The organism is Paenibacillus radicis (ex Xue et al. 2023), assembly GCF_024722015.1.
Taxonomy (GTDB): Bacteria; Bacillota; Bacilli; order Paenibacillales; family NBRC-103111; genus Paenibacillus_S.
This window is the reverse complement of sequence record NZ_JANQBD010000012.1, coordinates 154,815-179,114: the sequence shown is the minus strand read 5'-3', so window position 1 is coordinate 179,114 and position 24,300 is coordinate 154,815. Positions and strand designations below refer to the sequence as shown.

Annotated in this window: 20 protein-coding genes; 17 read left to right on the top strand and 3 right to left on the bottom strand. The window is 44.7% G+C overall.

Features of this window, described 5'->3' with window-relative positions:
• The first annotated feature begins 259 nt into the window (after positions 1-259).
• The 7 genes from NV381_RS17595 (at position 260) to NV381_RS17565 (ending at position 10,811) form a co-directional block, all read left to right on the top strand.
• Positions 260-2,509, top strand: a complete 2,250-nt coding sequence (locus tag NV381_RS17595) for an AraC family transcriptional regulator (protein ID WP_258214596.1) — start codon at positions 260-262, stop codon at positions 2,507-2,509.
• Positions 2,510-2,697: 188 nt separating this feature from the next.
• Positions 2,698-4,254 (top strand): extracellular solute-binding protein, encoded by a 1,557-nt coding sequence (locus tag NV381_RS17590; protein WP_258214595.1) that lies wholly within the window; start codon positions 2,698-2,700, stop codon positions 4,252-4,254.
• A gap of 68 nt (positions 4,255-4,322) precedes the next feature.
• Positions 4,323-5,285 carry an ABC transporter permease gene (locus NV381_RS17585; protein ID WP_419182279.1) on the top strand — a complete coding sequence of 321 codons (963 nt, stop codon included), beginning with the start codon at positions 4,323-4,325 and terminating at the stop codon, positions 5,283-5,285.
• Positions 5,286-5,303: 18 nt separating this feature from the next.
• Positions 5,304-6,173, top strand: coding sequence for a carbohydrate ABC transporter permease (locus NV381_RS17580; protein WP_308861983.1), 870 nt, complete (start codon positions 5,304-5,306; stop codon positions 6,171-6,173).
• Between the two features lie 8 nt (positions 6,174-6,181).
• Positions 6,182-8,437 (top strand): glycosyl hydrolase family 95 catalytic domain-containing protein, encoded by a 2,256-nt coding sequence (locus tag NV381_RS17575; protein ID WP_258214594.1) that lies wholly within the window; start codon positions 6,182-6,184, stop codon positions 8,435-8,437.
• A gap of 765 nt (positions 8,438-9,202) precedes the next feature.
• Entirely contained in the window at positions 9,203-10,318 is a 1,116-nt protein-coding gene (locus tag NV381_RS17570; protein WP_258214593.1) for a glycosyltransferase, read from the top strand.
• On the top strand, positions 10,305-10,811 hold the full coding sequence (locus tag NV381_RS17565) for a PIG-L family deacetylase (protein ID WP_258214592.1): 507 nt from the start codon (positions 10,305-10,307) through the stop codon (positions 10,809-10,811). Before NV381_RS17570 ends, NV381_RS17565 begins: the two co-directional genes overlap by 14 nt.
• Before the next feature lie 200 nt (positions 10,812-11,011).
• Here NV381_RS17565 and NV381_RS17560 read toward each other — a convergent pair whose 3' ends face one another.
• The 3 genes from NV381_RS17560 to NV381_RS17550 form a co-directional block, all read right to left on the bottom strand.
• On the bottom strand, positions 11,012-11,683 hold the full coding sequence (locus tag NV381_RS17560; protein WP_258214591.1) for a TetR/AcrR family transcriptional regulator: 672 nt from the start codon (positions 11,681-11,683) through the stop codon (positions 11,012-11,014).
• Positions 11,684-11,737: 54 nt separating this feature from the next.
• A complete protein-coding gene (locus tag NV381_RS17555; protein ID WP_258214590.1) occupies positions 11,738-12,898 on the bottom strand; it encodes an FAD-dependent oxidoreductase in 1,161 nt (386 codons plus the stop codon).
• Between the two features lie 213 nt (positions 12,899-13,111).
• Entirely contained in the window at positions 13,112-13,354 is a 243-nt protein-coding gene (locus tag NV381_RS17550) for a hypothetical protein (RefSeq protein WP_258214589.1), read from the bottom strand.
• 90 nt (positions 13,355-13,444) lie between these two features.
• Here NV381_RS17550 and NV381_RS17545 point away from each other — a divergent pair, with 90 nt between their 5' ends.
• From NV381_RS17545 to NV381_RS17500, 10 genes are all read left to right on the top strand, one after another.
• Complete coding sequence (locus NV381_RS17545; RefSeq protein WP_258214588.1) at positions 13,445-14,047, top strand: L,D-transpeptidase family protein; 603 nt, start codon at positions 13,445-13,447, stop codon at positions 14,045-14,047.
• A gap of 156 nt (positions 14,048-14,203) precedes the next feature.
• Positions 14,204-15,511 (top strand): ABC transporter substrate-binding protein, encoded by a 1,308-nt coding sequence (locus tag NV381_RS17540; RefSeq protein ID WP_258214587.1) that lies wholly within the window; start codon positions 14,204-14,206, stop codon positions 15,509-15,511.
• Between the two features lie 71 nt (positions 15,512-15,582).
• The gene (locus tag NV381_RS17535) at positions 15,583-16,680 is read left to right on the top strand and encodes a dipeptide epimerase (RefSeq protein WP_258214586.1); all 1,098 of its coding nucleotides are present in this window, start codon (positions 15,583-15,585) and stop codon (positions 16,678-16,680) included.
• Positions 16,680-17,594 carry a C40 family peptidase gene (locus NV381_RS17530; protein ID WP_258214585.1) on the top strand — a complete coding sequence of 305 codons (915 nt, stop codon included), beginning with the start codon at positions 16,680-16,682 and terminating at the stop codon, positions 17,592-17,594. Before NV381_RS17535 ends, NV381_RS17530 begins: the two co-directional genes overlap by 1 nt.
• A 47-nt stretch (positions 17,595-17,641) precedes the next feature.
• Complete coding sequence (locus tag NV381_RS17525) at positions 17,642-18,670, top strand: serine hydrolase domain-containing protein (protein WP_258214584.1); 1,029 nt, start codon at positions 17,642-17,644, stop codon at positions 18,668-18,670.
• Between the two features lie 40 nt (positions 18,671-18,710).
• Positions 18,711-19,679 (top strand): carbohydrate ABC transporter permease, encoded by a 969-nt coding sequence (locus NV381_RS17520; protein WP_419182278.1) that lies wholly within the window; start codon positions 18,711-18,713, stop codon positions 19,677-19,679.
• Between the two features lie 25 nt (positions 19,680-19,704).
• Positions 19,705-20,526: a carbohydrate ABC transporter permease gene (locus NV381_RS17515; RefSeq protein ID WP_258214583.1), complete on the top strand. Its 822-nt coding sequence runs from the start codon at positions 19,705-19,707 to the stop codon at positions 20,524-20,526.
• Positions 20,526-21,293 (top strand): HAD family hydrolase, encoded by a 768-nt coding sequence (locus NV381_RS17510; RefSeq protein WP_258214582.1) that lies wholly within the window; start codon positions 20,526-20,528, stop codon positions 21,291-21,293. Before NV381_RS17515 ends, NV381_RS17510 begins: the two co-directional genes overlap by 1 nt.
• A gap of 22 nt (positions 21,294-21,315) precedes the next feature.
• The gene (gene murQ / locus NV381_RS17505; protein ID WP_258214581.1) at positions 21,316-22,227 is read left to right on the top strand and encodes an N-acetylmuramic acid 6-phosphate etherase; all 912 of its coding nucleotides are present in this window, start codon (positions 21,316-21,318) and stop codon (positions 22,225-22,227) included.
• Between the two features lie 857 nt (positions 22,228-23,084).
• Entirely contained in the window at positions 23,085-24,290 is a 1,206-nt protein-coding gene (locus tag NV381_RS17500; protein ID WP_258214580.1) for an ROK family transcriptional regulator, read from the top strand.
• The last annotated feature ends 10 nt before the right edge of the window (positions 24,291-24,300 follow it).

Below are 24,300 nucleotides of genomic sequence, written 5' to 3'. Positions count from 1 at the left end.
ATACAAAGCTTTGACAAAAGAACCGTTTGGAATTTTCAAACGGTTCTTTCCTCAATAGATAACCTCCCTCCCCAAGAACTGACGCAGATTATACAACAACGACTCCACAACGCGGTTTCTTTTTTTGCGATTCTAAGACAATTTTTCAGCGTTTGTTTTCAAATTAAGGGAAGTAGTATAAGATAAGTCGGAGGGGCCTCTTCCTGGAAACACAAAGGGGTTTATTTCTACGACTAGAGCAATAAGGTGGATAGAAAGCATGAAACGTCTGTTATTTTGGCTCAAATATACGATGAAAAATTCCCAATCACGATTGCTGGTGACCTTAACCTTGGTCATTTCTGTCTTAATACTTTCTCTTGGTCTGGCATCCTATGCAATTTCGAAGAGCATCCTGATGAAGGAAATGGCTGTTCCGGAATTGACCAAATTAACTATTGATCGTGACTTAACGGATCAGTTTGTGAAAAATGTGGATATGACAGCTGTACAGGTCATTCTTCACACGGCAACCACTGAATTCCTTCAGAGCAGCAAAAATGATTTTGATAAAATAACGAATATTACCAATTTTCTTAATGCGGCAAGCATTTCCAACAATATCGAATCCATTTATATATATGATATCGAAAAAGAAAGAATCGCCGCAAGCAATCCGGTAGGTTATATTTCGAACATGAATCTATTGGCAGATCGTGACTGGCTTAAGGATATCGACTCGATAACGGGGATGGTTGTCAAAGAGAGGCTAAATAAAAGCCGGAAAGAGATGTATATTTCTTTATTCAGACCTATCCTTTTGAACGCACAGAAAAAAGGCATTCTCGTCATTAATATCCCTGTTCAGAAATTTTTTTCCAGTCAGATTTATGTTGAAAATGATTTTGGGCGGAGCCATTTTGTTTTTGATGCTGCTTTCGAGCCGATTCTGGCTAAGGATGCCGCCGGGCTCCAGGAAGCGCAACTGGGTAATGCTGTGAAGCATGCAGATACCGCACATAACCCCACATTTTATAGCAATGGACAAAAGTATTTGCTGTATGTTTTGAAATCGGATTACACGAGCTGGAGCTTTGTTTCCGTTTTGCCTGAGCAGCAATTATTTAAAGGCATGTATTGGATTCGGAATGCTGTATTGTTAGTTTCGGTTTTGTTTGCCATCGTGAGCGTAGCTCTCATCGTTATAGCGAATAACAAAATGCTGCGTCCTATCAGACGGATGAGAAAGCTCTTGATCCCGATTGAAAAAACGTATAATGAGCCCGAGCTGCTTGATTTGGAAAATTTAACAACCAAAATTTTGAATGATCATTCCTTTATGTCCAAGCAGATCAAAACCAGCATGCCGGAAATCCGCAAGAGATTTCTTGAAGATGCCTGCTTCGAACAAGCGGATGCTGTGGAGCTGTATCAAAAGTGGAAGGACCATTTTGCAGATTGGCAGCAAGGCCCGCTCTACATAGCGACTGTTTCTATCGATCATTACATGGAATGGTCCAAGCCTTACAGCCTGGGAGATTCCGAACTATTGTTATATGCTCTTGGAAATATTACGGCAGAGTGCTTTAATGAAAGCAACCGGAGCGTTATGGTACAGCACGGGAAAGAAGGGTTTTACTTACTTTTGCAGCCTCACCATGAGAATGTCGATGATATGGAAGGGATATGCGGCAGAGTAGTCGATGAAGCGCTGAGGTATTTAAATATGTCGGTCTCAATCGGTCTAAGCGAACCGACCCACGATGTATTACATTTATCGCAGTCTTACCGGCAATCGAACATAGTTTTATTTGAACGGCTTTATCACGGATACGGCAATGTGTATATAGCAAAGGCACAGGAGGAAAGAGTAAAGGAAGATGTGGATGAAGCACTCATTCAAGCGGTCTGTCAGCCTCTCCAAACGGGGAACGACTCACAGGCATGGCTCGGGATCGATCGTTTATTCAATGTTATCTCTGAAAAAAACAGTTCGCCGGTGGCCGTGATGGCTGCCCTTGAGAAGCTTCAGATTTCGTTGGAGAAAACGGCCGAAGGATTAGGCAGACCCATTCAAGCGGTTATGAAGCCTTATTTTTACCCCAAAATTAACTCAATGGACATTCATGATCTGAGGAACTATTTTAATGGCATAGTCAGTCAAATTTTATCCAAATTCCAAGAGAAACAAGTAAGCAAAACGAATATGACCATCCAGGGGATGATTGATTTTATGCTGGAGCATCTAAGTGAAAATATCGGAGTCAAGGATATCTCGGATTCGGCGCAGCTTAGTGTTTATCAGGCCAACCAGTTGTTTAAGCAGGAAACCGGACAAACCGTTTATGATTATTTCACCAAGCTGAGAATTGAACATTCGGAAATGCTTCTTAAGGAAACGGATTATAAAATTTTTGAAATCGCCGAAATGGTTGGTTATCAGAATGAAAATAGCTTTATTCGGGTCTTTAGAAATATGAAAAGCATGACCCCCGGAAAGTATAGGGATTGGCTGAAAGAACAGTCGTAATAGCCTTCAACTGCAGGCTGCTCAAGGGATATGCTTAAAATAAACCGGTATGCTTATATTAAAAAGCCCCGGTTTTTTGCTATTTGCATATGCCTGAGAATATGAACCGTTGCCCGGCTGTCCACATTCCATTAGGATTTAAATCAAGGCTTTACATTCATTATTTAAATTGCGAGGGGCGGTTTATCGTGAAAAAAAATCAAAGACAAAAAGGCATTCTATTAATGGCTGCTTGCCTGGTTCTGGCAGGAGCGCTAGCTGGATGCAGCAAGACGGAGACGAATTCGACTGAGGGCAGCGCCGACAAATCGAAAGCGGCGGATTCTATTCGCATTATTAAAGGACCGATTGATCCTGATTCTACACCATCAGATGCTGATATCAAGTATGTATCCGATAAGATCGGTGTTAACTTGAAAATCGAAACCTTCCCATGGAATGATTACACGCAAAAGGTCCAGACATTAATTGCCTCCGGAGATCTTCCTGATCTATTGAGACCGAATGGACAGGGCGGTAATATCGATCAAATTATGATTAAGCAAGGCGCGGCACTGGCTCTTGACGATCTGCTTCCGAAATATGCTCCTAACTTGTGGAAAACGATGCCCAAAGAAGCTTGGGATAAAGTGCGGGCGGCATCTCCGGACGGTAAAATATATTACCTTCCTAAATATGATCTCTTTCCAAGATTAGGCATCATGATGCGTAAGGATTGGCTTGATGCTGTTGGCATGAAAGTCCCGACTACGCAAGCGGAGCTTGTTGAAGTGCTGAAGGCGTTCCGTGATAAGGACCCAAATGGCAATGGGCAAAAGGATGAACTCCCTACAAGCGGACGTGAAGGCGCACGATGGATGGATGAATTGTTCTCCATGTATGGAGTGGGGATGTATGAAGGCTACCCGGATTGGAACTTAGTCGATGGGAAGCTTGTTTACTCAGGGATTACACCTAACATGAAAGCATCTTTAGAGTTTATTAAATTGCTTTATAAAGAGAAGCTTTTGGATAATGAGACCTTCTTGAACAAGAGCGATACCTGGTCCGCCAAAATTAAAAATGATCAAGTGGGAATGTGGTTCCATATTCCAAGCGAGGGAACACTTAACTTCAATGCAATGAAGCAGAAAAACCCGAAAGCCGACGTGATCGTCATCCCTGTGCCTAAGGTCGAAGGCTACGAAGGTTTTGTTTCCCAGAAAGCAATGGGCTTTGTCGATTATATGATTCCTAAGAGCGCAGAGAAGAACGCAGCTAACGTACTGAAATATTTGGATTGGTGGTATACAGAGGAAGGGAAGAACTTCCAATTATATGGCCAAGAAAATCAAACATGGGTTAAAGAGAACGGTCAAGTAAAGTACTTGGCTGAGAAGGATACACCGGCTCAAATTAAATCCAGAGAGTTCGCTTTAAGCGGCTTATCTTATTGGGATATGGATTTCCGTAAAAAAATTGTCGCTATAAACCAATCGGAATACGGCAAAAAAATTCCTGCTATGTGGGAAATCTCCCAGCCTGCTCAAAAGCTGCTTCCAGCAGACGGTATGCCTAACAGCGTTTTCGATGGCTTCGGAGATATTAGCACTCATAAGATTTTCCAGGAATATGCAATTAAAATCATTATGGGCGATTATCCAATCGAAAAATTTGATGAGTTTGTAGAAAAGTGGAAAAAATCCGGCGGTGATGAAGTAACCAAGAAGGCAAATGAATGGTATTCGAAAGTAAATAAAAAATAATTAGACAAGGTCATACCCGTAATCATACGGATATGGCCTTAACCTTGCCCAGAATAGGAGGACGGACCTTGGAAACTGCAGTAACACAGCCTCAGAATGCCCGTTCCGGAAACAAGAAGGAGACCTTGAATCAACGGATTTTGGACAATATAAGAAAGCATTGGGCTTTATATATATTGGCTTTTCCTGGTATTTTATGGTTTTTTGTTTTTCGTTATGTGCCTGTATTAGGCTCCTTAATCGCATTTCAGGATTATCAAATATTTAACGGATTCTGGAAAAGCCCGTGGGTCGAATTTAAGCATTTTGAATTTATTTTCAGCTACCCCGAGTTTTTAAGCATTTTACGAAACACACTGCTTATTGCCTTGTACCAGTTGGTGTTCGGCTTCCCGGCTCCACTGGTGCTGGCACTTCTTCTTAACGAAGCGAAGCAGAAGCTTTTTAAACGGACGGTTCAAACCTTCTTCTATCTTCCGCATTTTCTTTCCTGGGTTATTATTGGCGGGATTATGTTTGAAGTGTTATCCACTAATGGGGTGATGAACAAGCTCGTAACGTTATTTGGCGGTGATCCGATCCTGTTTATGCAAAAGGAAGTTTATTACCGTACTATTGTTACCGTTTCTTCAATATGGAAAGAAGTGGGCTGGAACGCGATTATTTATTTGGCGGCTTTAACAGGCATCAATCCTAATCTATATGAAGCGGCAACTGTGGATGGAGCAGGCAAGTGGAGGCAATTGTTCTCCATTACTCTACCTTCCCTGGCGCCTACGATCATGATTTTATTTTTGATCAAAATTGGTAATTTTATGGAGCTTGGCTTCGAGCAATCCTATGTTTTATTGACTCCAATGACATTTTCTGTGGGCGATATTCTGGATACTTATGTTTTCCGTTCGGGCGTGCAGGAAGGAAACTACAGTGTGACAACGGCAATCGGCTTGTTCAAATCACTGGTAGGATTTATCCTCTTATGGGGCGCAAATTTATTATCCAAGAGAACTACAGGACAAGGTCTTTTCTAGGAAAGGAGAAGAAGCAATATGATAAGAAGATCGTTTGGCGAAAACGTGTTTCATTATTCCAATTATTTCGTACTGCTAGCTATTTCTTTAACGATGTTCCTGCCGTTGGTTCATGTGGCGGCTATTTCATTGAGCTCTCCGCTTCAGGTAGAAGGAAGGCATATCGCCTTCTGGCCGGTTGAGTTTACACTGGCGTCGTATCAATTTATATTGGCCAAAAATGATTTGTGGACCGCGCTCGGCGTTAACTTGTTCGTTACGGTAGTGGGCACTTTGTTTAGTATGTTGATCACGGTTATGCTTGCTTATTCGATATCCAAGTCTGAGTTTAAAATGAGCAAGCCGATTATGGTCGGCATCGTTTTCACGATGATATTCCATCCCCCGATGATTCCGTACTTTTTGACTATTAAAGGGCTTGGCATGCTTGACAGTATATGGGCTCTCATCATCCCTAGTGGTATATCGGCATTTAATCTGATCATTGTGCGAACCTTCTTCCAACAAATACCGGGTGAAATCGGAGAAGCTGCCAAGATGGACGGCTGCGGCGATTTCCGTACCTTGTTCAGCATTGTTCTGCCCTTATCCAAGCCGGTCATGGCGACAGTAGGGTTATTTTATGCTGTTGCGTATTGGAACATTTTTTACCATGCCATATTGTTTATCCGAAATACGAAGCTGTACCCGCTCCAGCTAAAAGTGAGAGAATATATCGTTAACCAGGAAACGATCATGGGATCATTAAGCAATGTCATGCTGCCGTACAATCCCGAGACTTTGCAGACTGCGGTCATTATTTTCTCGACGCTGCCGATCGTGATATTGTATCCTTATTTGCAAAAATACTTTATTCAAGGTGCTACCTTGGGATCTGTGAAGGAGTAGGTGACAGGATGGGACCTGCAAATGTGAAGCTGAATGTGGATTGGCCGCAATTTCTTGCCAAGCATGATCTGATCTGGGACCGTTGTCCGGAGAAGTGGGAGGACAGCCCTTATTTGGGTAACGGATTGATGGGTGCCATGCTGTTCAAGGAACCGGGGAAAGCTGCTTGGCATCTGGAGATTTATCGGAGTGATGTGCAGGACCATCGCGATGATTCTCACGGCAGTCCGGGTTTTAGCAGAGCAAGGCTTCCTATTGGACATTTTCTATTGTTTTTCGAAGGGAATGTTACGGGTTGCCAGATGAGGCTTGAGTTATGGAATGCTGAGCTTAACGGAACTATTTTCACGGATAAAGGTCAAGTTGATATTAAGGCAATCGTCCATTCGGAAGAGTTGGCTATTTTAGTAGAAACCAAGCCCGATTCAGGGGAAAAGAACTGCTTCTGGCAATGGTTTGCCGCCGAAGCTGTAAGTCCGCGACAATCCTATGGACTGCGCCATGGAGACAGTACGAGAACAATGGCTTCCTATTCGCCTAATCCGAGAAGCTTGTTCCGGCAAGAGGAGGCAATATCCTTATCGGTTCAGCCCTTATCGGCAGGGGGCCAAACGGCTACGGCCTGGATAGAAAAAACGACGGATGATAGACGCTTGCTCATTGTAAGTGTAGCTCACAGCTATCCGCAAGAAATTGCCGACAAAGATGCATGGGCTACAGTTAAACAAGTTGCAGCCATTGCATCGGAATCACTATGGGAGTCTCACCGCCATTCTTGGCACGAGTATTACCCGTTAAGCTTTGTTTCTTTTTCCGATACGCAGCTGGAGAGCTTTTATTGGATTCAAATGTATAAATTATTTTCGGCTACCCGGGCAGACCGTGCCCTTATCGATAACCAGGGACCTTGGCTGGATGAAACTCCATGGCCGTACGCTACCTGGAATTTGAATGTACAATTAAGCTATTGGCCGCTGTTCGCCTCCAACCGTTTGCCATTGGCGCAATCCTTATGGAGAGCCTTGCATAGCGGGTTGGATAGCTTGATAAGCAACGTTGCTGAACCGTACCGTCATGATTCCGCAGGTATTCCGACATCAACCGCACTGGATTTATTGGCTCCGGTAGTTGTACCCGGAACTGTAAAATCCGGCTTCGCGGAAGCAGGGAATTTAACATGGGCACTGCATGACTGTTGGCTCTACTACCGGATGACTATGGATGACAGCTATCTCGAAGAGGTGCTGTATCCGTTACTGCGGCGTTCTATTAATTATTATTTGCACTTTTTGTACGAGGATGAGGAGCAGAGACTGCACTTATTGGCAACCTCATCGCCCGAATACGGTGCAGTGATGGAAGACTGCAATTATGATCTGTCTCTGCTGAGATGGGGATGTGAAGCTCTCATATACAGCTGCAAGCGACTTGGTATCCGAGATGAGCTGCTGGCGCGATGGGGCGAAGTACTGGAGAAGCTCACCGAATATCCTGAGAACGACAGTGAAGGCTTCCTGATCGGCAGGGACCAATCCTATGAGAAATCGCATCGTCATTACTCCCATTTACTTATGATCTATCCATTATATTTAATTCACGCTGAACAGCCGGGGAATAGAGAGCGCATCGAGAAATCGCTCCTGCACTGGCAGAGCAAGCCGGAATATTTGGAAGGCTATTCGTGTACAGGCTCTGCATCCATATCGGCAGGGCTTGGAGACGGCGATAGGGCATTGGCTTATTTAAAGCGCCTATGGGAAGGCTTTTTATCTCCAACTACGATGTACCGGGAACTTGGGCCCGTTATTGAAACCCCGCTCTCTGCTGCGCAATCGATTCATGATATGCTTCTCCAGAGCTGGGGCAACACGATTCGCGTGTTTCCAGCAGTACCTGAAGCATGGAAGGATGCCGCCATCCATGATATGTGTGCGGAAGGCGGGTTCCTGGTTAGCGCCGTAAGAAAAGAAGGCGTTACTCAGTTTGTTCGAATTAAAAGCTTAGCTGGAGAGCCATGCTTGCTGAGAACAGGAATTTCAGAGTCTTATCAGGTAGTTACCGGTTCTAAGGCTCAAATTGAGCCTATCGGTGAGGGGCTGATCAGGCTGCAGCTGCTAAAAGGTGAGGAGATTGTCTTCGCTCTTGGGCATGGTCCGGAATGGACTGTTGATCCGTGTGCACCTACAGCGGAAGCCGTGAATAGCTACGGGCTAAATGCAAGAACAAGAATAGAAAGAAAGCACGGGCGTAATCCGGAGTTATAGGAGTAGTTCACCAGCTCGATTAGCACATAGATGAAGGATCGGCGGAACTGATAGTTCCTCTATTCAAGCTGGGGGCTTCAATATAGGGCGATAGCGGAAGCGGGAATTCCTTTATTTGGGGAAAGCAGGGGTGATATGTGCAAAAACAGAGAGTTAGCGGAACTAACGCTTCCGTAAACTCTCTGTTTTTGATGCTTTCGAGGCAATAAAGGAACTATAACGGTCTTATTTGACAACGAATTAGCTTTCGAGCATAGTGTCTGGTGATTCCAATTACTGCTGCTCCTCACTGGGGGAACGTGGATACGCTATTTTGTCATATGCAAGTGATCATTAAGGTTGAACGGAAGTAAAATGCTTTATTTACATCCAAATGTTGCATTTGGGCGGAATAGAGAGGAAATAACGCATCGTACTTCCGTAAAATCATGAATTCGATGGTTGCCGAACAAATAACGGAATGACGTTCCGTAACCGAGATAACCTGCTTTTGATGATCGTGTTCCGACCACCGTTAGGCATCTCCTTGAAAGGAAGGTGACTTCATCATCGGCATAATCCCATACTGGACTCCCTCATACGCACAAACATAGGGGATTTAGACAATAACCTGAGGCTTAGCCTCGGGTTATTTTTGAAATCATGGCGGACAATAATTTAGAAGGGCATAGTTATAGGCCGTTTCTTTCCAATAGGTCCCTTCATCCTATATTAAGATACAAAGATTACAGATGTTACCTCCATTATTTGAAGGGGATGGCCACATTGGGATCATTGGACGATCAAGAGGTAAGGGTGCTTATGATGCTGGACGCTTTTGACATTGGGGGTACAGAAACGCATGTACTATCCCTTACTCAAGCATTATTAGAGCAAGGGGTATCCGTGTATGTAGCTGGAGATTCGGGGCCATTGGAAAGTAAGTTCAGAATGCTCTCATGTAAAATCTATAACTATAAAATCCATAGTCAGAAATTTGAGGATTGGATTCGAATAAACAAAATTAATGTGATTCACGCCCATATGGAAAGCAGTGGCATTTATGCTATGCAGTTATGCAGGAAACTAAATATTCCTTTGATTTACACGATACATGGAATCTACTATAATGACTCGGTTCTTAGTAAGTTACTTCTTAAATATTCAATTAAGCCTACTATAATCAGCGTTAGTATACCTGTTCAGAAATGGTTGGAAAAGAAAGGTTTGTATTCAAGTTACATCCCAAATGGGATTGATACGAAAGAATTTAGTGTGAAAAAATCAGATCTTAGAGAACAATTAGATATTCCCGAACACTCCAAAGTTATTTTGTATGCCAGTAGATTGGAAGAAAAGAAGTATGAAATTTGTAAGCTGTTATTAATGGCATGTGAGCAAAATGTATTTGAAGCGTTTCCCGATGTGCGTCTTCTTATCGCCGGTGGCGGTATGAACGCAGAAGAAATTAATACGTACATTAACCAGACGAATAGTTTAAAGAGAATTCAATATATTGGAAATCGAAACGATATGTCCGACCTGTATTCGACATGTGACTATGTAGTGGGAACAGGAAGAGTGGCGTTGGAAGCCATCTCTTGTGAGTGTCCGGTAATTGCCATCGGCACGATGGGGACTTTTGGCTTAGTTACACCAGATAATTTCAGAAAGGCAATGAGATATTATTTTTGTGATCATAAAAGCTATCTGCCCTTGGAACAAAACAGTATAACAAAGGCTGTCATAGAAGGCCTGTGCCTTAAAGAACAAGATATTCACTGGAGTAAAAAAATGAGGAGAGAAGTTATTAAAAGAATGGAAATTTCTATAGTGACCACTGAAATAATTCAAATATATAAAAAGAAAGTATGGGAGATGGAGGTTTGTGAGCTACGATAAATTAATGATTGTTGCACATCCCGATGATGAAACAATTTTTGGTGGAGCTCAGTTAATTCTAGAGAAGGGTTGGTTGATTATTTGTGTTACAAACGGCGATAACAAGGTAAGATGCAGGGAGTTCAAGAAAGTAATGAAGAAGATTCATGCTGAATTTGAAATCTGGAACTACAAGGATGAATGGGACGGGGATTTTGATCAGCATCGTTTAAAGCCGGATTTAGCCGAGTTGCTTGCTCGATGCTCGGGCTCAATAGAAAAAGTTGTCACACATAATTTGGCAGGGGAATACGGGCACACTCAACATATAATTTTATCGAAGCTTGTTCAACAATTGGTAGACAAAAACTTATATGTTTTTGATACTACTAAGAAAAAATTAGATGAAGAATTATTAGCAAAGAAACAAAAATTGTTAGCCTACTACAAAAGTCAGGATATCGAGTGGCTGGAGAAGTATATTCAGTTTGAAGGGATTAAGCAAGTACGCTAATAATAAACTTCTACGATTCTCATAAGAAACTAAAAAAACGGAATTTTTCTTATATAAAGGGAAACTCCGTTTTTTCTGATAATATTTAGAAAGTATAAGTTCGAACCGGAGGTTCACCTTTCTAATATTACAAGAAAAGCCACCGCTAAGACACGAATGTATCTTCCTCGAAAGGGCTTCGATCAGAAGCTTTTCTTATTCTATTCTTGCTTTAGTAAAATTCCGTGCAAGATCACCTCTAGCCCCCAACGAAACCGTTCTTCACCATCAGAGGAGGTCATCTCGTTCCTCAAACTTGCAATCATCGGATATTGAATGGCATCCAACGATTGGTAAGAAGAGGAAATAGCAAGCAGCGTTGTCCCTTTCTGATCGCGGGAGGATTGTTCGAACGCGACGGAAGAAGCATATAAAAGCAATAGATCTGCACCCCATGCTGCTGACGTGGAATGGATTCCTCCTTCCTGCAAACGTTGAAGGATGTATTCCGTGATCGCTAACGAGTGAGGACCTATTGGAATCGTAGTTAGAGAGAGCTCGGCAATACCCGGGGATTCGTATAGAACCGTTAAATACGAGTTCAGCACATCGAATAGCCTTGTTTTCCAGGAACCGTCTTGAGAGCTTGGAAATACGACCTTATCCAGTCCATAGTCCAACACATAAGCGCTAAGCTCCTGTAGGTTCGTGACATATACATATAGAGAAGAGGGGCCGGTATCCAACGCTTTGGCGATTTTACGCATGCTCAACCCGGCTGAGCCTTCATTTTTTAATAATTCCAAGGCCGTTTTCACAATGAGATCTTTGCTTAGCGGCTCCTTGGCAGGCCGCGAACGACGGCTGATCACGGTTTTAGGTGGATTATTCATAGTTTTCTCCTTTATAGCAGCTCGAATGTAATAGAAAAATGTAGGTAGAGTGATTCACTGCTGTTCATAATACTGGTTCATCAGATCCGTTAATTTGGCTGCCGCATCATCGGAGAAAATAAGCTTGAGATTCGCATCCGATTCCTCAGCTGATTTGGAGGAGTAGTCGTACATTTTCATCTCGTAGGCTTCTACCGCCTTATCGAGATCACCATGCTGGACGATAGACAAAGCGAGCTCCATGGCATCCAGCATAGCCAGGTTCACGCCTTCTCCGGCAAAAGGAGACATCAAATGCGCAGCATCGCCGATCAACGTGACACCAGGCTTATGGGTCCATTTGAGGCCGACAGGCAGCATATAGATGCGTCTCGGGATCATGGGGCCATCAGCGGATCGGATATAATTCTGAAGAGATTCGTCCCAATCATCAAAATGCTTCAGCAGCTGTCGTTTCGCCTCCTCGGGCTGATCGAACGGAATACCGCAGGTATCCAGCCACTCTTGTTCAATTTGAAATGCCAAATATACGCAAATGCGGCCGTCTCCGTTCAATTGCCCCACTATGCCTTTATGGTCCGCAAGAGCAAACATTTTTCCGCGTCTATTAAAAGCAGCGATCTCTGGATGATCGATAGCTGCATTGTCCAGATAGAGTTCAACCATGCTAAGTCCGGAATAGGCAGGTACGGAATCCGTGAGGAGTGGACGAATCCGGGAAAAGGCACCGTCTGCAGCCACAACAAGGTGGACGGTATCCACATGACCATTCTCAAAGTGAAGCTCATGCCTACCATTTTCCATAGGGATAGCTTGGACTAAATTGTGCCCCCATTGAATGATATCAGGGTCGAGAGAATTTAGTAGAAGCTCGCGAAGCGTTCCGCGATCGATTTCGGGACGCTGGCCTTGGGATTCAGCGAACTCATCTATATAGACTTTGCCGGTTTTATCGAGAAGGCGGAAGTCTTCTCCTTCATATCGGGCAAGCGCTTCGAATTGTTCGAATAAACCAGCTTCTCTTAGAGCCATTTGTCCGGAATCGTGATGGATGTCTAATGAACCGCCTTGCTGGCGGCTGTGAGGACCGGGCTCTCGTTCATAAACGACGGTCTTTACTCCATGCTGCTGCAAAATCCGGGCCAACGTCAGCCCGCCTGGGCCTGCTCCTACAATTGCTATGCGTTGTTCTTCCTTTACTTGTTCTATTGTCATAATTATCAACACCTCAAAGTTAGATTATGATTGCTATGTCTTATTTATATCATAACGAACACTGTTCGTAAAGAACAATGTTCGTTGAAGTCGGTAGTAATTTTATCCTTGTCTTGATCGTTATTTTGCAGCTATTGTATGCAGTTATTGTATCCAGTATGTATCTGCTGCCTTCATGCCGAAGTCTGGGTTCTTAAAAAGCTTGCCCGATGACTACGAACAGCCGCGGTTAAGCAGCGCTTCTTGACGACGTAAATAGTACGAGGCTCTTCTATTGTTTACACCTGCATTCATTTCGTGGATGCCCTGACCTGACTTTTGGAGAATAACAATGTTGCGGACATGGGCGTCTAAAAGCATGAAAACATTATTTAGTTGAGGGAGCATAGCGGTCGGCAAGTCAGGGTACATTATGAAATAACGATTGCAGACCCATCTTTGAAAAGTTCGGTTCATAGAGTTTTTCTTTTAAGAAGCTCACTTATAAACAGGAAATTACTTTGTTTTGTTGAAACTAACAGTTATACCATTTTTGGAGGACTGCTTATGGTTCACAATCAAAGGCCGGACATGCATGATCCTATGCTTGGAAGCGAGCAAGTCATTGTTGTGGAACCGGAAAATCCCGGCTCTTTTCACGCAACTGTGAAGCTGTTTGAAAAGATTAATGGACAATGGTTTCAAACGATGGAGAGCTTCCCTGCTGTCATAGGGAGAAACGGAAGCACTAATGACAAAACCGAAGGCGATGGGAAATCTCCGAAGGGGATGTATGAGCTTGGCGAATCGTTCGGTACAAAACAAGCTCCTGCTGGAATCATCATTCCTTATCATCAAGTCACTAACTATGACTACTGGATTGATGATCAGTATTCCGATGATTATAACCAATGGATGCATTACGAAGGAAATCCATCGGATCATTGGAAATCCTTCGAAAGATTGAACCATCGATTGTATACGCATGCTATTATTGTCAAATATAATATGGCTCCTATTATTAAGGGAAAAGGGAGCGCTATTTTTATGCACCAATGGGAAGGTGAGAACAGCCCTACTGCAGGCTGTGTTGCGATGTCCTATGATAATTTGGTGCGTCTGATGAGAGCGATTTATCCGCAAAAACATCCTATAATAAGGATAGGTTGAACAAGACACAAGCCGATTGCTACCAAGCAGTCGGTTTTTTTTTGTGAATTTTACAAACTAAGAAATAAAATTTCAAAAATACCTTTACATCAAGTAATAAAATTTAATATACTTTTGTTAAGAAATTGTAAATTTATAAAAAGGGAGACTGATAACATGAAAAGGAATAAACTATTATTCGGTACTATGCTGGTGCTGCTGAGTTCAATCGTTAGTGCTTGCAGCGGTGGAAGCGCTACCAACCCGGCGGCTAATAAGCCTGCCGCAGGCGGCGAAGTAGCTAAGCCGAAAGGCGATCCCGTAAAGCTGGTTATGTACAGCTGGAGACCTGAAGATAAAGACGGCTACGCAAAGTTTATTGCAGAGTTCGAGAAAGACAATCCCGATATTAAGGTGGAATTCAAGCCCTTCAAAGCGACGGAGTACAACACAATTTTGGCCAACTCTCTGCAATCGGGCACAGGCGTAGATATTTTGCAGCTTCGGCCTTATGACGGCGCCAAAGCTCTTGCGGATGCGAATTATTTGACTCCTGTGGATAAGGTGAAAGGTATCGAGAATTTCACGGATAGCTATTTGGATGCGGCGAGAGGTACAGACAATAAAGTATATGGCATTCCTTTAATGTTAAACAATGCGGTTATTTTCTATAATAAAAAGATTTTTGACGACAACAGCTTGCAGATTCCGGAAACATGGGAAGAATTCGTGAAAACATGTGAAGCTCTAAAAGCCAAAAATATTATTCCAATCGCTCAATCCGGTAAAGCTGCTTATTTACTTTCTACGACTCATACCGTAATTGGTCCAAGCGCATACGGAGGAACTGAATATTTGCAATCGCTGCTCAAAGGCTCTACGAACTTCAAGGATGCTAAATTCGTCGAATCCATCAAGCGTATGAAGCAGCTGGAGACTTTTTTCCCGAAAGACTTCATAGCTATTGAAGATAAAGACGCGCAGGGGTTATTCTATACGAGCAAAGCTGCAATGTACATTAACGGAAGCCAAAGGCTCGAGACGTTCGAAGCCAACAAAGTAGCATTCCCTATCGAATTCATGCCAGGCTTTTCCGCCAAAAAAGGAGAGCCTGCTCAAATCGCTGCCTGGGTAGACGGCTCCTACGGTATTGCCAAAAGCTCGAAGTACCAGGAGCAAGCAACCAAGTTTATAGAATTCCTGGCATCCAAGAAGTTTGGCCAAATGTTCAGTGATGAGCTTACCCGAGTTAGCCCAATCAAGGGGGTTGAGCCTAAGCATCCGCAGCTTAAGAAAATGGCCGCGCTTAACGAGAAGAATAGCACCCCTTACTTGCTGCTCACAGGCTTCAGTCAAGGCACGCCTACGACAAAGACGACATTCGAGGACTCGCTGCAGGGCATGTATATTGGCAAATTGACCCCTGAGAAAGTGGCTGAGGATACACAAGCATCGGCTGACAAATGGTTTAAACCGCAGAAATAATACAAAATACGGTTAACCTGCAAGTTAAGTTTACTGCAAAATTTCTACGAACATGCAAGGGAGGCGGCAATTTGGAAATTCGGAGCATCGACACAGTGCGCCAGTCTGTTCCTCTGATCAAGCCTTTTAAAACAGCTCTGCGAACCGTTCATCACGCTGAATCTGTACTGATTCGCATCACATTAAACGACGGAAGAGTGGGGTGGGGAGAAGCCCCACCCACCGTTGTTATAACCGGAGACAGCTTGGAAAGTATTGAAGCGGCGATTGCCGGAACGTTCACTCCGCTTTTGCTTGGCAAGAATGTGCTTGCATATGAGCAGCTGCTGCAAGCGATGCATCAATCGATGGTCGGCTGCAGCAGTGCTAAAGCGGCTGTTGATATGGCTATTTATGATTTGATAAGCCAGCTCAGCGGCATGCCGTTATACAAGTTTCTTGGGGGCTACAGAGATCGGCTTGAGACGGATTTCACGGTAAGTGTTAATTCTCCGGAAGAAATGGGTGAGGACGCCGTTCGATATGTGAAATCGGGGTTCTGCGTGCTGAAGATCAAAGTGGGCAAAGATTCGATCGAACAAGATATAGAGCGAATTCGTGAGGTTCGCCAGCGTGTAGGCAGTGAAATCAAAATTCGGGTCGATGCCAACCAAGGCTGGCAAGCCAAGGAAGCGATCCGATCGATCCGTCGTATGGAGGATATGGGTTTGAATATCGAGCTGGTGGAGCAGCCCGTGAAAGCACATGACATTGACGGTTTGAAACGTGTAACGGATGCTGTGGAAACGCCTGTTATGGCAGATGAGAGTGTGTTCTCTCCTCTGCAGGCTTTCGAAATCATCAGGCGTCGTGCCGCGGATATGTTAAATATCAAGCTTATGAAATCCGGCGGTATTTATAAAGCGCAGCTCATCAATCAAATGGCGGAAGAATTCGGCATTGAATGCATGGTCGGCAGCATGATCGAATCGCGAGTAGCCGTTACGGCTGCTGCCCATTTTGCTGCAAGCAAAAAAAATATTACCCGGGTCGATCTCGACGCACCCCTCATGCTGCTTCATGACTTGGTAACAGGCGGGGTCAAGTACGACGGTCCGACTATGATACTTCCGCAAGAAGCAGGGCTCGGCATTCTGGGCGTGAAGCCCTTTTCGATGGGGGCGGTGTAATGAACGGGTTAGTAAAGATGCAAGCGGCAGTTTCGGTAGCTACGGTTTGGACATCGGCTGAATCTCCTAGACATATAGATGAGCCTGCTCTGCAAAACCCGGCGGATATTGAGGGCTGGATTAGCCGTTTATCCATTCAAGATAAGCTGGATCTTTGCGATGGGAACCGTGTGCAAACTCAAATGCTGCTGGGAGCGGAAGTTATCGTCGTGGAAGAGAGCGGGGATTGGGCGAAAATTTGCATTCCCGAGCAAAGCACCCGCAATAACCCTCTCGGCTATCCCGGGTGGGTCCCGAAATGTCAACTGGCCCAGCTGCCGGATCGGTCCGCAGTGCTGCAATGGGCTGAGGTAACATCATTTCGAGCTATTCTTTCCTTAGGAGCATTGGAGCTGGAGCTAAGCTTTTTAACCCGGCTTCCTTTAATCGAAGAAAGTGATGAAACCGTCCGGGTAGAAACGCCCCTTGGCATTGGACTGCTGAACCGGAAGGATGTCAGAATTAGTTCGGGCCCGAATGACGAGCTGTTTCCATTTCATACGGGAAATCGCATAGCCGAACAAGCCGTTAAATTCATCGGGCTGCCTTATTTATGGGGCGGCATGTCTTCCTTCGGCTTCGACTGCTCCGGCTTTGCTTACCAATTACACCGATCACAGGGCATCCTGATTCCTCGAGATGCTTCGGATCAAGCGCGTCATGGTATGGAGATTCCCCGCGATCGGTTAGAGGAGGGGGACCTGCTGTTTTTTGCACGGGATGAGGGAAAAGGACATGTCCATCACGTAGGCATCTATACAGGGGACAACTGCATGATCCATTCACCGGATTCCAGAAACGCCGTGGAGCAGGTCCGATTGGACGAATACAAGTTGGTCAAAGAGCATTTTCTGTCAAAAAGATATTGGAAATAGATAATCCGCATACAAAGGCGGTGGAAACGGTAGGGAGCGATCATGGAATGGATAATGTAGATAAAATGCTGGAAGGCTGGGTTCAAGAACAGAAAATACCGGGCGGAGTCATAAGCATAACTGTGAAAAACCGAGTCCTTTTCCATAAAGCTTATGGTTCCTATTCAGACGGTACAGCCGAGAGAACAATTGCTTTGGATACTTTATTTGATCTTGCATCGTTGACCAAAGTGGTGTCCACATTGCCGGCAATCCTTACGCTCGCGGCTGCCGGCAAGCTCAGCCTGAAGCATAAAGTGAGATCCTATATCCCCGCATTTAAACATGAGCAGGTTACGATTCGCCACTTGCTGCTGCATAGCTCGGGACTGCCGGCCGATCTTCCGGTTGAGCCGCGCTCGGCGCAAGGACGTCAGGTTCTGAACGATATTTTCAAACAAGAACTATTGGCTCCCGCAGGCACACAAGTTTTATACAGCGACCTTGGCATGATATTGCTTGGCGAGATCATCGCCCGCGTTTCTGGTGAGCCGTTGGATCAATATGTGCGCAGAGTCGTATTTGAACCGCTGGGGATGACTGATGTAGGGTTCAATCCAAGTGAATCCTTGAGACAGCGAATTGCTGCCACAGAGCTTGTGGATGGAGCCTATATTATTGGAGAAGTACATGACGAGAAAAGCTATCATCTAGGGGGCGTTTCGGGAAGCGCCGGTCTGTTCGGAACAGCAGGTGATCTTTCAAAATACGCGGATTTATGGCTGGCACCCGATAAGTATGGGATTATTCCGGCGGCTTACATACAGGCTGCGCTTAACGAGCCGTTTCAAAACAGAGGCTTGGGCTGGGAGGTGCTGGACGACACTCAAGCGATCCCCTACAGCTGCGGAACATTATGGCCGCGGGGAAGCTTCGGACATACAGGCTTTACGGGTACGAGTTTATGGCTGGATCCTTCCCATGATCTTGCAGTCGTTTTTCTAACCAATGCTGTCCATTCAGGACGAGACAATCCCGTCAGACATTTACGGCGCCAGCTGCATGATGAAATATTTGCTTCGCTTTTTCACTCATAGGGTGGGTGTTGAATAAGCTTATTTACAAAAGGAGCTGCCTATGACAAGTACAGAGATAGATCGCGAAAAGGAAGTCAACTTATCTAAGCTGCCGAATAGGAAAAACCGGCGCTTCATGAAGCATATGGTCCATCTATTTTTGCTGCCCGGGTTGATTTTTTATGTAGGGTTTATGATTTATCCTATTTTTCAAGCGCTGATCAATAGCTTTTTCTCATGGAAGGGACTTACACGCGGCGACTTTATTGGCCTGACCAATTTTATCCGGCTGTTTACTGAATCCCCATTTAAAGAAACGTTTACCCGGGCTTTAGGACATAATGTAGTATTTTTTATAGGGACTATGCTGTCCAAGCTTGTCGTCGCATTTATGCTGGCATTACTGATCAACAGTAAAATAAGAGGCAAAGAACTTTTCAAGACGTTGTTTTTTGTTCCTAAATTGCTCTCTGTCATCGTGGTTGGCTTTTTGTTCAGCTTGATATTGAATCCGACCTATGGAGCGCTAAATACATTTCTCAGGACCATCGGGCTTGAAGAGCTTGCCAAACCATGGCTTGGGGACCCGAACACGGCTCTTTACACGATCATTCTGGTGAACAGCTGGTATGGCTTCGGCTTCGCCGTCCTTATATTCCTTGTCGGCCTGCAAGCCATTTCCCAGGAAATTTATGAAGCTGCGAGAATCGACGGGGCTTCTGGCTTCAAGATGATTTACAAAATTACGATCCCTTTGTCCATGCCATCCATAATGATTATGTCGATATTAACGTTTATCGGAGCCTTTGAAACATTTGAACTCATTTTTGCCATGCAGGGCTCGTCAGGGGGGCCGTATTTCTCAACAGATGTGCTGGGCCTTTATTTTTACCGTTTAGCGTTCGGCTCTGTAAGCGGGGGAGAGTCTATTGGTCTGGGCTCCGCGCTTGCCGTTATCTTATTGCTGTTGATCTCTGGAGCAACTGCGGGTTCGATGTTCTTTTTTAAACGCAAGGAAGTCGAGCATTAAGTAAAAAAATCATCGGAGGTAATCCATGGCGCTACGGCTGCAGCAATCGGTAAAGTATGTCATATTATCTTTTTTTACATTCGTGTCGATATACCCGATATTTTTGATGATCACCTCATCCTTCAAAACAAAGCAGGAAATTACAACGCATCCGTTGGGCATGCCAAGCAGCTTTTCGTTTGAAAATTATGTATCGGTATGGAAAAAAGTCCACTTTGCGGATTACTTTCTAAATAGCTTATATATTAGCTCGGTGTCAGTGCTTCTGATTTTGTTCGTTTCGTCTATGGTGGCTTTTTATATATCCAGGTACACGTTTCGCTGGAATGGTTTTGTCTTGTTTTTCTTCATGCTGGGTTTGATGCTCCCGATGAAGCTGGCTATTTCTCCGTTATATATGATGATGCTGAAGCTGAATCTTCTGGATACGCTCACTGCGCTTATTATCGTTTATGTAGCGGGACATATTTCATTTGCTGTGTTTGTGTTCTACGGATTTTTCCAGACGCTGCCGAAGGATTTGGATCAAAGCGCACGGATAGACGGCTGTAACGATTTTCAGGTTTATTACAAAATCGTACTGCCGCTGATGAGGCCGGCATTAGCAACGGTCAGCATTGTCGACTTGATTGGAATTTGGAATGATTTCTTTTACCCGCTTATTTTCATTAAAAGCACGGAGCTGGGTACGATCCCGCTCGGTATGCTGACGTTGTTCGGGGAATATGACACGGATTGGAACTTGCTGTTCTGCGGGTTAACGTTGTCCTCTCTCCCGATGATTGTGGCATTTCTATTTGCTTCCAAACAATTTATTGAGGGTATGACGACAGGAGCGGTTAAGTAATGAAGAAATGGATTACGTTTGATCTGGATGGAACTTTAATGCAAAATCCGTTTGGAAAATGGGTTTTTCCGGAGGTGGAGGAGCTCATCTCGAATAAATTGCAGCGGCAATTCAAATCAACAGAAGCGCTGGTACGCGAGCATGAGCTGCGCATGCAGCAGAACAGGACCGTAGAAGCTTACGATTGGGATGAGATGGTCCAGCAGCTGCTGAGGGAGCAGCAGATTGACCTTGAAATCAATGTGGAGCAGTTGGTGCTGAAGCATTCAATTGATCCTAAGATATACGTACTGGAGGAAGCCGTAATCCCCACTTTAAGAAAGCTAAAGGAACAAGGTTATTCGCTCGCAACTGTAACTAACGGATTTTACAAGTATCAATATCCTGTGATGAAGGAGCTTGGCCTTAGCGAATGGTTTGATGAAATCATTACACCTGAGAAGGCAGGCTGCGGCAAGCCTGATGTCAACATTTTACGTGGACTGCAGGAAAGCGGGCAAATTATTGCTCATGTGGGAGACCGGCTTGACCATGACGTATATTTAGCCAACGCAACGGATATTCCATCCATGATGATTTATCGCAAGCTGCCTGAATCGCTTCGGACTATGAGTCCGCAAAGGCGAGCGGCCAGCGCTGAATTCATGAAAATTTGCGAGGAGAAGCTGAAAGCGGAAAATCCGCATATCCGTACGACACCCTATCCTCCCGCCTATATTCCGACTCATGTTTTATATCAAATAGAAGAACTGCTGGAATGTTTATGACAACCTGGAAGGAGGGCTACTGATGGCAAATACAAAAGCTGCGCTATTGATTACAGAGCAAAGAAATGAGAAATCTGTGCACTTAGATCAATTATCCGTTCGTGAAACGGTTGAGTTAATGAATCAAGAGGACCAGACGGTTGCCCTTTCCGTACAGACCGCCTTGCCTCAAATCAGCAGCGCGATCGAAGCCATTGTTCAAGCTGTGAAGACGGGAGGCAGAATTTTTTATATTGGGGCAGGATCAAGCGGCAGACTGGGAGTATTGGACGCTTCCGAATGCCCTCCCACCTTCGGTGTTGATCCTGGACTTGTTGTCGGCTTGATCGCAGGTGGGGAAAAGGCTATAACCAGATCCATCGAAAATGCCGAAGACGATTATGAGGCGGGAAGGCGCGAGCTGGCGAATAAAGTGACATCCAAAGATGCAGTTGTCGGGATTGCAGCCAGCGGCTCAACCCAATACGTAGTCGGCGCACTGCAGGAGGCTAATCGGATCGGAGCTTTAACGGTGGCCATTAGCTGCAACAGCAACACGCTTATAAGCGCTGAGGCTCAATATCGCATTGAAGTTCCAGTAGGACCGGAAATAGTAACCGGGTCCACCCGGCTTAAAGCCGGAACCGCCACTAAGATGGTGCTTAACATGATTTCGACTGCTGTTATGATTCAGCTTGGCAAAGTTTATGGAAACCTGATGGTAAACGTTCAAGCTACCAATATCAAGCTGAAGGATCGTGTGGTTCGAATAGTTAGGGAGGCTACCGGGGCGAGCGAGGAGACCGCTTGTACCATTGCCGATCAGGCTAAAGGTGATGCAAGAGCTGCGATCCTGATGATTAAATATCAAATCAGCTATGAGGAAGCCAGGAAGGAGCTGGAGGAGGCAAACGACCATTTTGGACATGCTTTCATCAGCCTAGCAAAAAGGTGAGCCGCAGGCTGTTGATGCGATGAATGGATGGCAGGGGTTAATGCAGCTGCGTGGGGTTCGACCGACCGCCATGTAACGCGGCAACGCGCGCCCAGGATTCGCGCGCGTTGGAAATTAGGGGAGTATGACCTGCGGCTGCATTTTTTGCGAGATTAGAGAGTATAAGTGTGGTGAACCGGAGTGCATCTTTCTTATCTCGCAAGCAAACATCCGTTGAAACACGAATCTAGGAATGGTTGAGATTCTTACGTATTCAATCATTCATTAGACGAGTTCTTTTTTATATTCGGATAGCCGAGAAGTAGCTATATGCTCAAAAGGTCCTGAACGGAACTGAAAGTTCCGTTATTTAATCTGCCACCTCCAATTTAAGACAATAACGGAAGTTGGAATTCCGTTATTTGAGGAAAATAGAGGTAAAATGAACAAAACAGAGTGATTACGGAAGAAGTTGTTCCGTTATCTCTCTGTTTGTTGTGCTTTCCATGCTTTAGCGGAATGATTACTTCCGTTAATTCTTTGACTAATGCACTATGGAGAAATTGTCACCTAGACACAAAGCACTTTACAGGTTCACTTAGATAGGTGGTGAAGGGATTCAATAATATCGGCGCTCTGCCGTTCAATTTCAGACGTAATGTATAACCCCCATCCTTAATCACTCCCTGTATGGCTACAGGGCGGGGGATCTGGAGGTACGTCAGGATTATACAAAGGGCCCCAATAGTTAAAATTGTATTTTGAAAATGGTATTGACATTTTGTAAGAGTTAGTTAAAATAAAAATATGAAGTTAGTTAGTTTTATTAACTAACTTAACCTACAAACCCATATGTCTTTACCAAGAAGGTGTGCTGAATGAAAAATACTAAGATGATAAGTAAAAATGATATGAAGGAATCTAACCGGATGAGTATTTTGAAAACGGTTAGAAGTGGGATTTGTTCCCGTGCAGAAATTTCTGCGGCTGTTGGTTTAAGTAAGCCGGCAGTGTCTGCTCTTGTGGATGAGCTGATCCGGGAGGGCTTGGTCTACGAGACTGGAAGAGGAGATTCCACTGAAGCTGGCGGTAAAAGACCCATCCTGCTGGATTTTCAAGCAGATGCCGCACTGATCGTTGCTGTTTCCTTCAACAATGAGCGGTACGAGGTGGCTCTTACCAATCTAGTCGGTATAGTGAAGTTTTACGTGAAAAAGAAAATTAAAATATACGATGATTTCCGCCAGACCTTGGATCTAATCGTGCAGGACATTCGCCAGCTAATTCAAGAGGCACGCGGACAGGGTGTATTACAGCCTGTCATCGCTTGCGGTATGGCAGTTCGTGGATTGGTTGACACCAAGCTCGGAATTATGCGGTATTCAGCGTCCATACCATGGACGGATGCTCCGATCGGTGATTATATGCGCGAATGCTTGGAAATCCCCATCTTTATAGAAAACGATGCTCGTGCCGGGACTTATGCGGAATTGCTTCACAGCAATGGAGAATATAAAGATGCACTCGTTTGCGTAAGCGTTGGTCTCGGTATAGGAACGGGAGTTGTCATCCACAACGAGGTGTACAGGGGAGCGTTCGATGGTGCTGTGAACTTCGCCCATACGGTAATTTCGCATGATGGGCCGCTTTGCCGATGCGGTAATCACGGTTGTTGGGACGCGTTGGCCTCGATCACTGCCTTTGGCGAAGAGTTGTCCCGCAGAGACGATAAATACGCTTCGCTTGATTTCGACACCGTCTTAAAAATGTATCATGACGGGGACCCTTTGGTTGCAGATGTGCTACTTAACCACACGGGCTACTGGCTGGGAGTGGGGATCGCCAACATTCTAAATATTTTTAATCCGGAGCAGTTGATTATACAAGGGGATATCACCAGTGCAGGGCAGAGGCTGGAACAGAAAATCATTGAAATCGTTCAAAGGAGAGCGTTATCTGCTGTTTCGAAGGATGTCAAAATCGGATTCTCCCAGGACTCGGAAAAACTTCAGGTAAGAGGGGCTGCGGCTGTGATCAGCAAGCATTTTTTCTCGGACACGTACCACCGCATCATTTGGAATTAATTCATACCAT

Excerpts from the sequence above, each read along its gene's own strand:
- NV381_RS17595 (WP_258214596.1), top strand. The coding sequence starts at position 260 with ATGAAACGTCTGTTATTTTGGCTCAAATATACGATGAAAAATTCCCAA.
- NV381_RS17580 (WP_308861983.1), top strand. The coding sequence starts at position 5,304 with ATGATAAGAAGATCGTTTGGCGAAAACGTGTTTCATTATTCCAATTAT.
- NV381_RS17575 (WP_258214594.1), top strand. The coding sequence starts at position 6,182 with ATGGGACCTGCAAATGTGAAGCTGAATGTGGATTGGCCGCAATTTCTT.
- NV381_RS17560 (WP_258214591.1), bottom strand. The coding sequence starts at position 11,683 with ATGAATAATCCACCTAAAACCGTGATCAGCCGTCGTTCGCGGCCTGCC.
- NV381_RS17555 (WP_258214590.1), bottom strand. The coding sequence starts at position 12,898 with ATGACAATAGAACAAGTAAAGGAAGAACAACGCATAGCAATTGTAGGA.
- NV381_RS17550 (WP_258214589.1), bottom strand. The coding sequence starts at position 13,354 with ATGAACCGAACTTTTCAAAGATGGGTCTGCAATCGTTATTTCATAATG.
- NV381_RS17545 (WP_258214588.1), top strand. The coding sequence starts at position 13,445 with ATGGTTCACAATCAAAGGCCGGACATGCATGATCCTATGCTTGGAAGC.
- NV381_RS17540 (WP_258214587.1), top strand. The coding sequence starts at position 14,204 with ATGAAAAGGAATAAACTATTATTCGGTACTATGCTGGTGCTGCTGAGT.
- NV381_RS17530 (WP_258214585.1), top strand. The coding sequence starts at position 16,680 with ATGAACGGGTTAGTAAAGATGCAAGCGGCAGTTTCGGTAGCTACGGTT.
- NV381_RS17525 (WP_258214584.1), top strand. The coding sequence starts at position 17,642 with ATGGATAATGTAGATAAAATGCTGGAAGGCTGGGTTCAAGAACAGAAA.
- NV381_RS17520 (WP_419182278.1), top strand. The coding sequence starts at position 18,711 with ATGACAAGTACAGAGATAGATCGCGAAAAGGAAGTCAACTTATCTAAG.
- NV381_RS17515 (WP_258214583.1), top strand. The coding sequence starts at position 19,705 with ATGGCGCTACGGCTGCAGCAATCGGTAAAGTATGTCATATTATCTTTT.
- NV381_RS17510 (WP_258214582.1), top strand. The coding sequence starts at position 20,526 with ATGAAGAAATGGATTACGTTTGATCTGGATGGAACTTTAATGCAAAAT.
- murQ (WP_258214581.1), top strand. The coding sequence starts at position 21,316 with ATGGCAAATACAAAAGCTGCGCTATTGATTACAGAGCAAAGAAATGAG.
- NV381_RS17500 (WP_258214580.1), top strand. The coding sequence starts at position 23,085 with ATGAAAAATACTAAGATGATAAGTAAAAATGATATGAAGGAATCTAAC.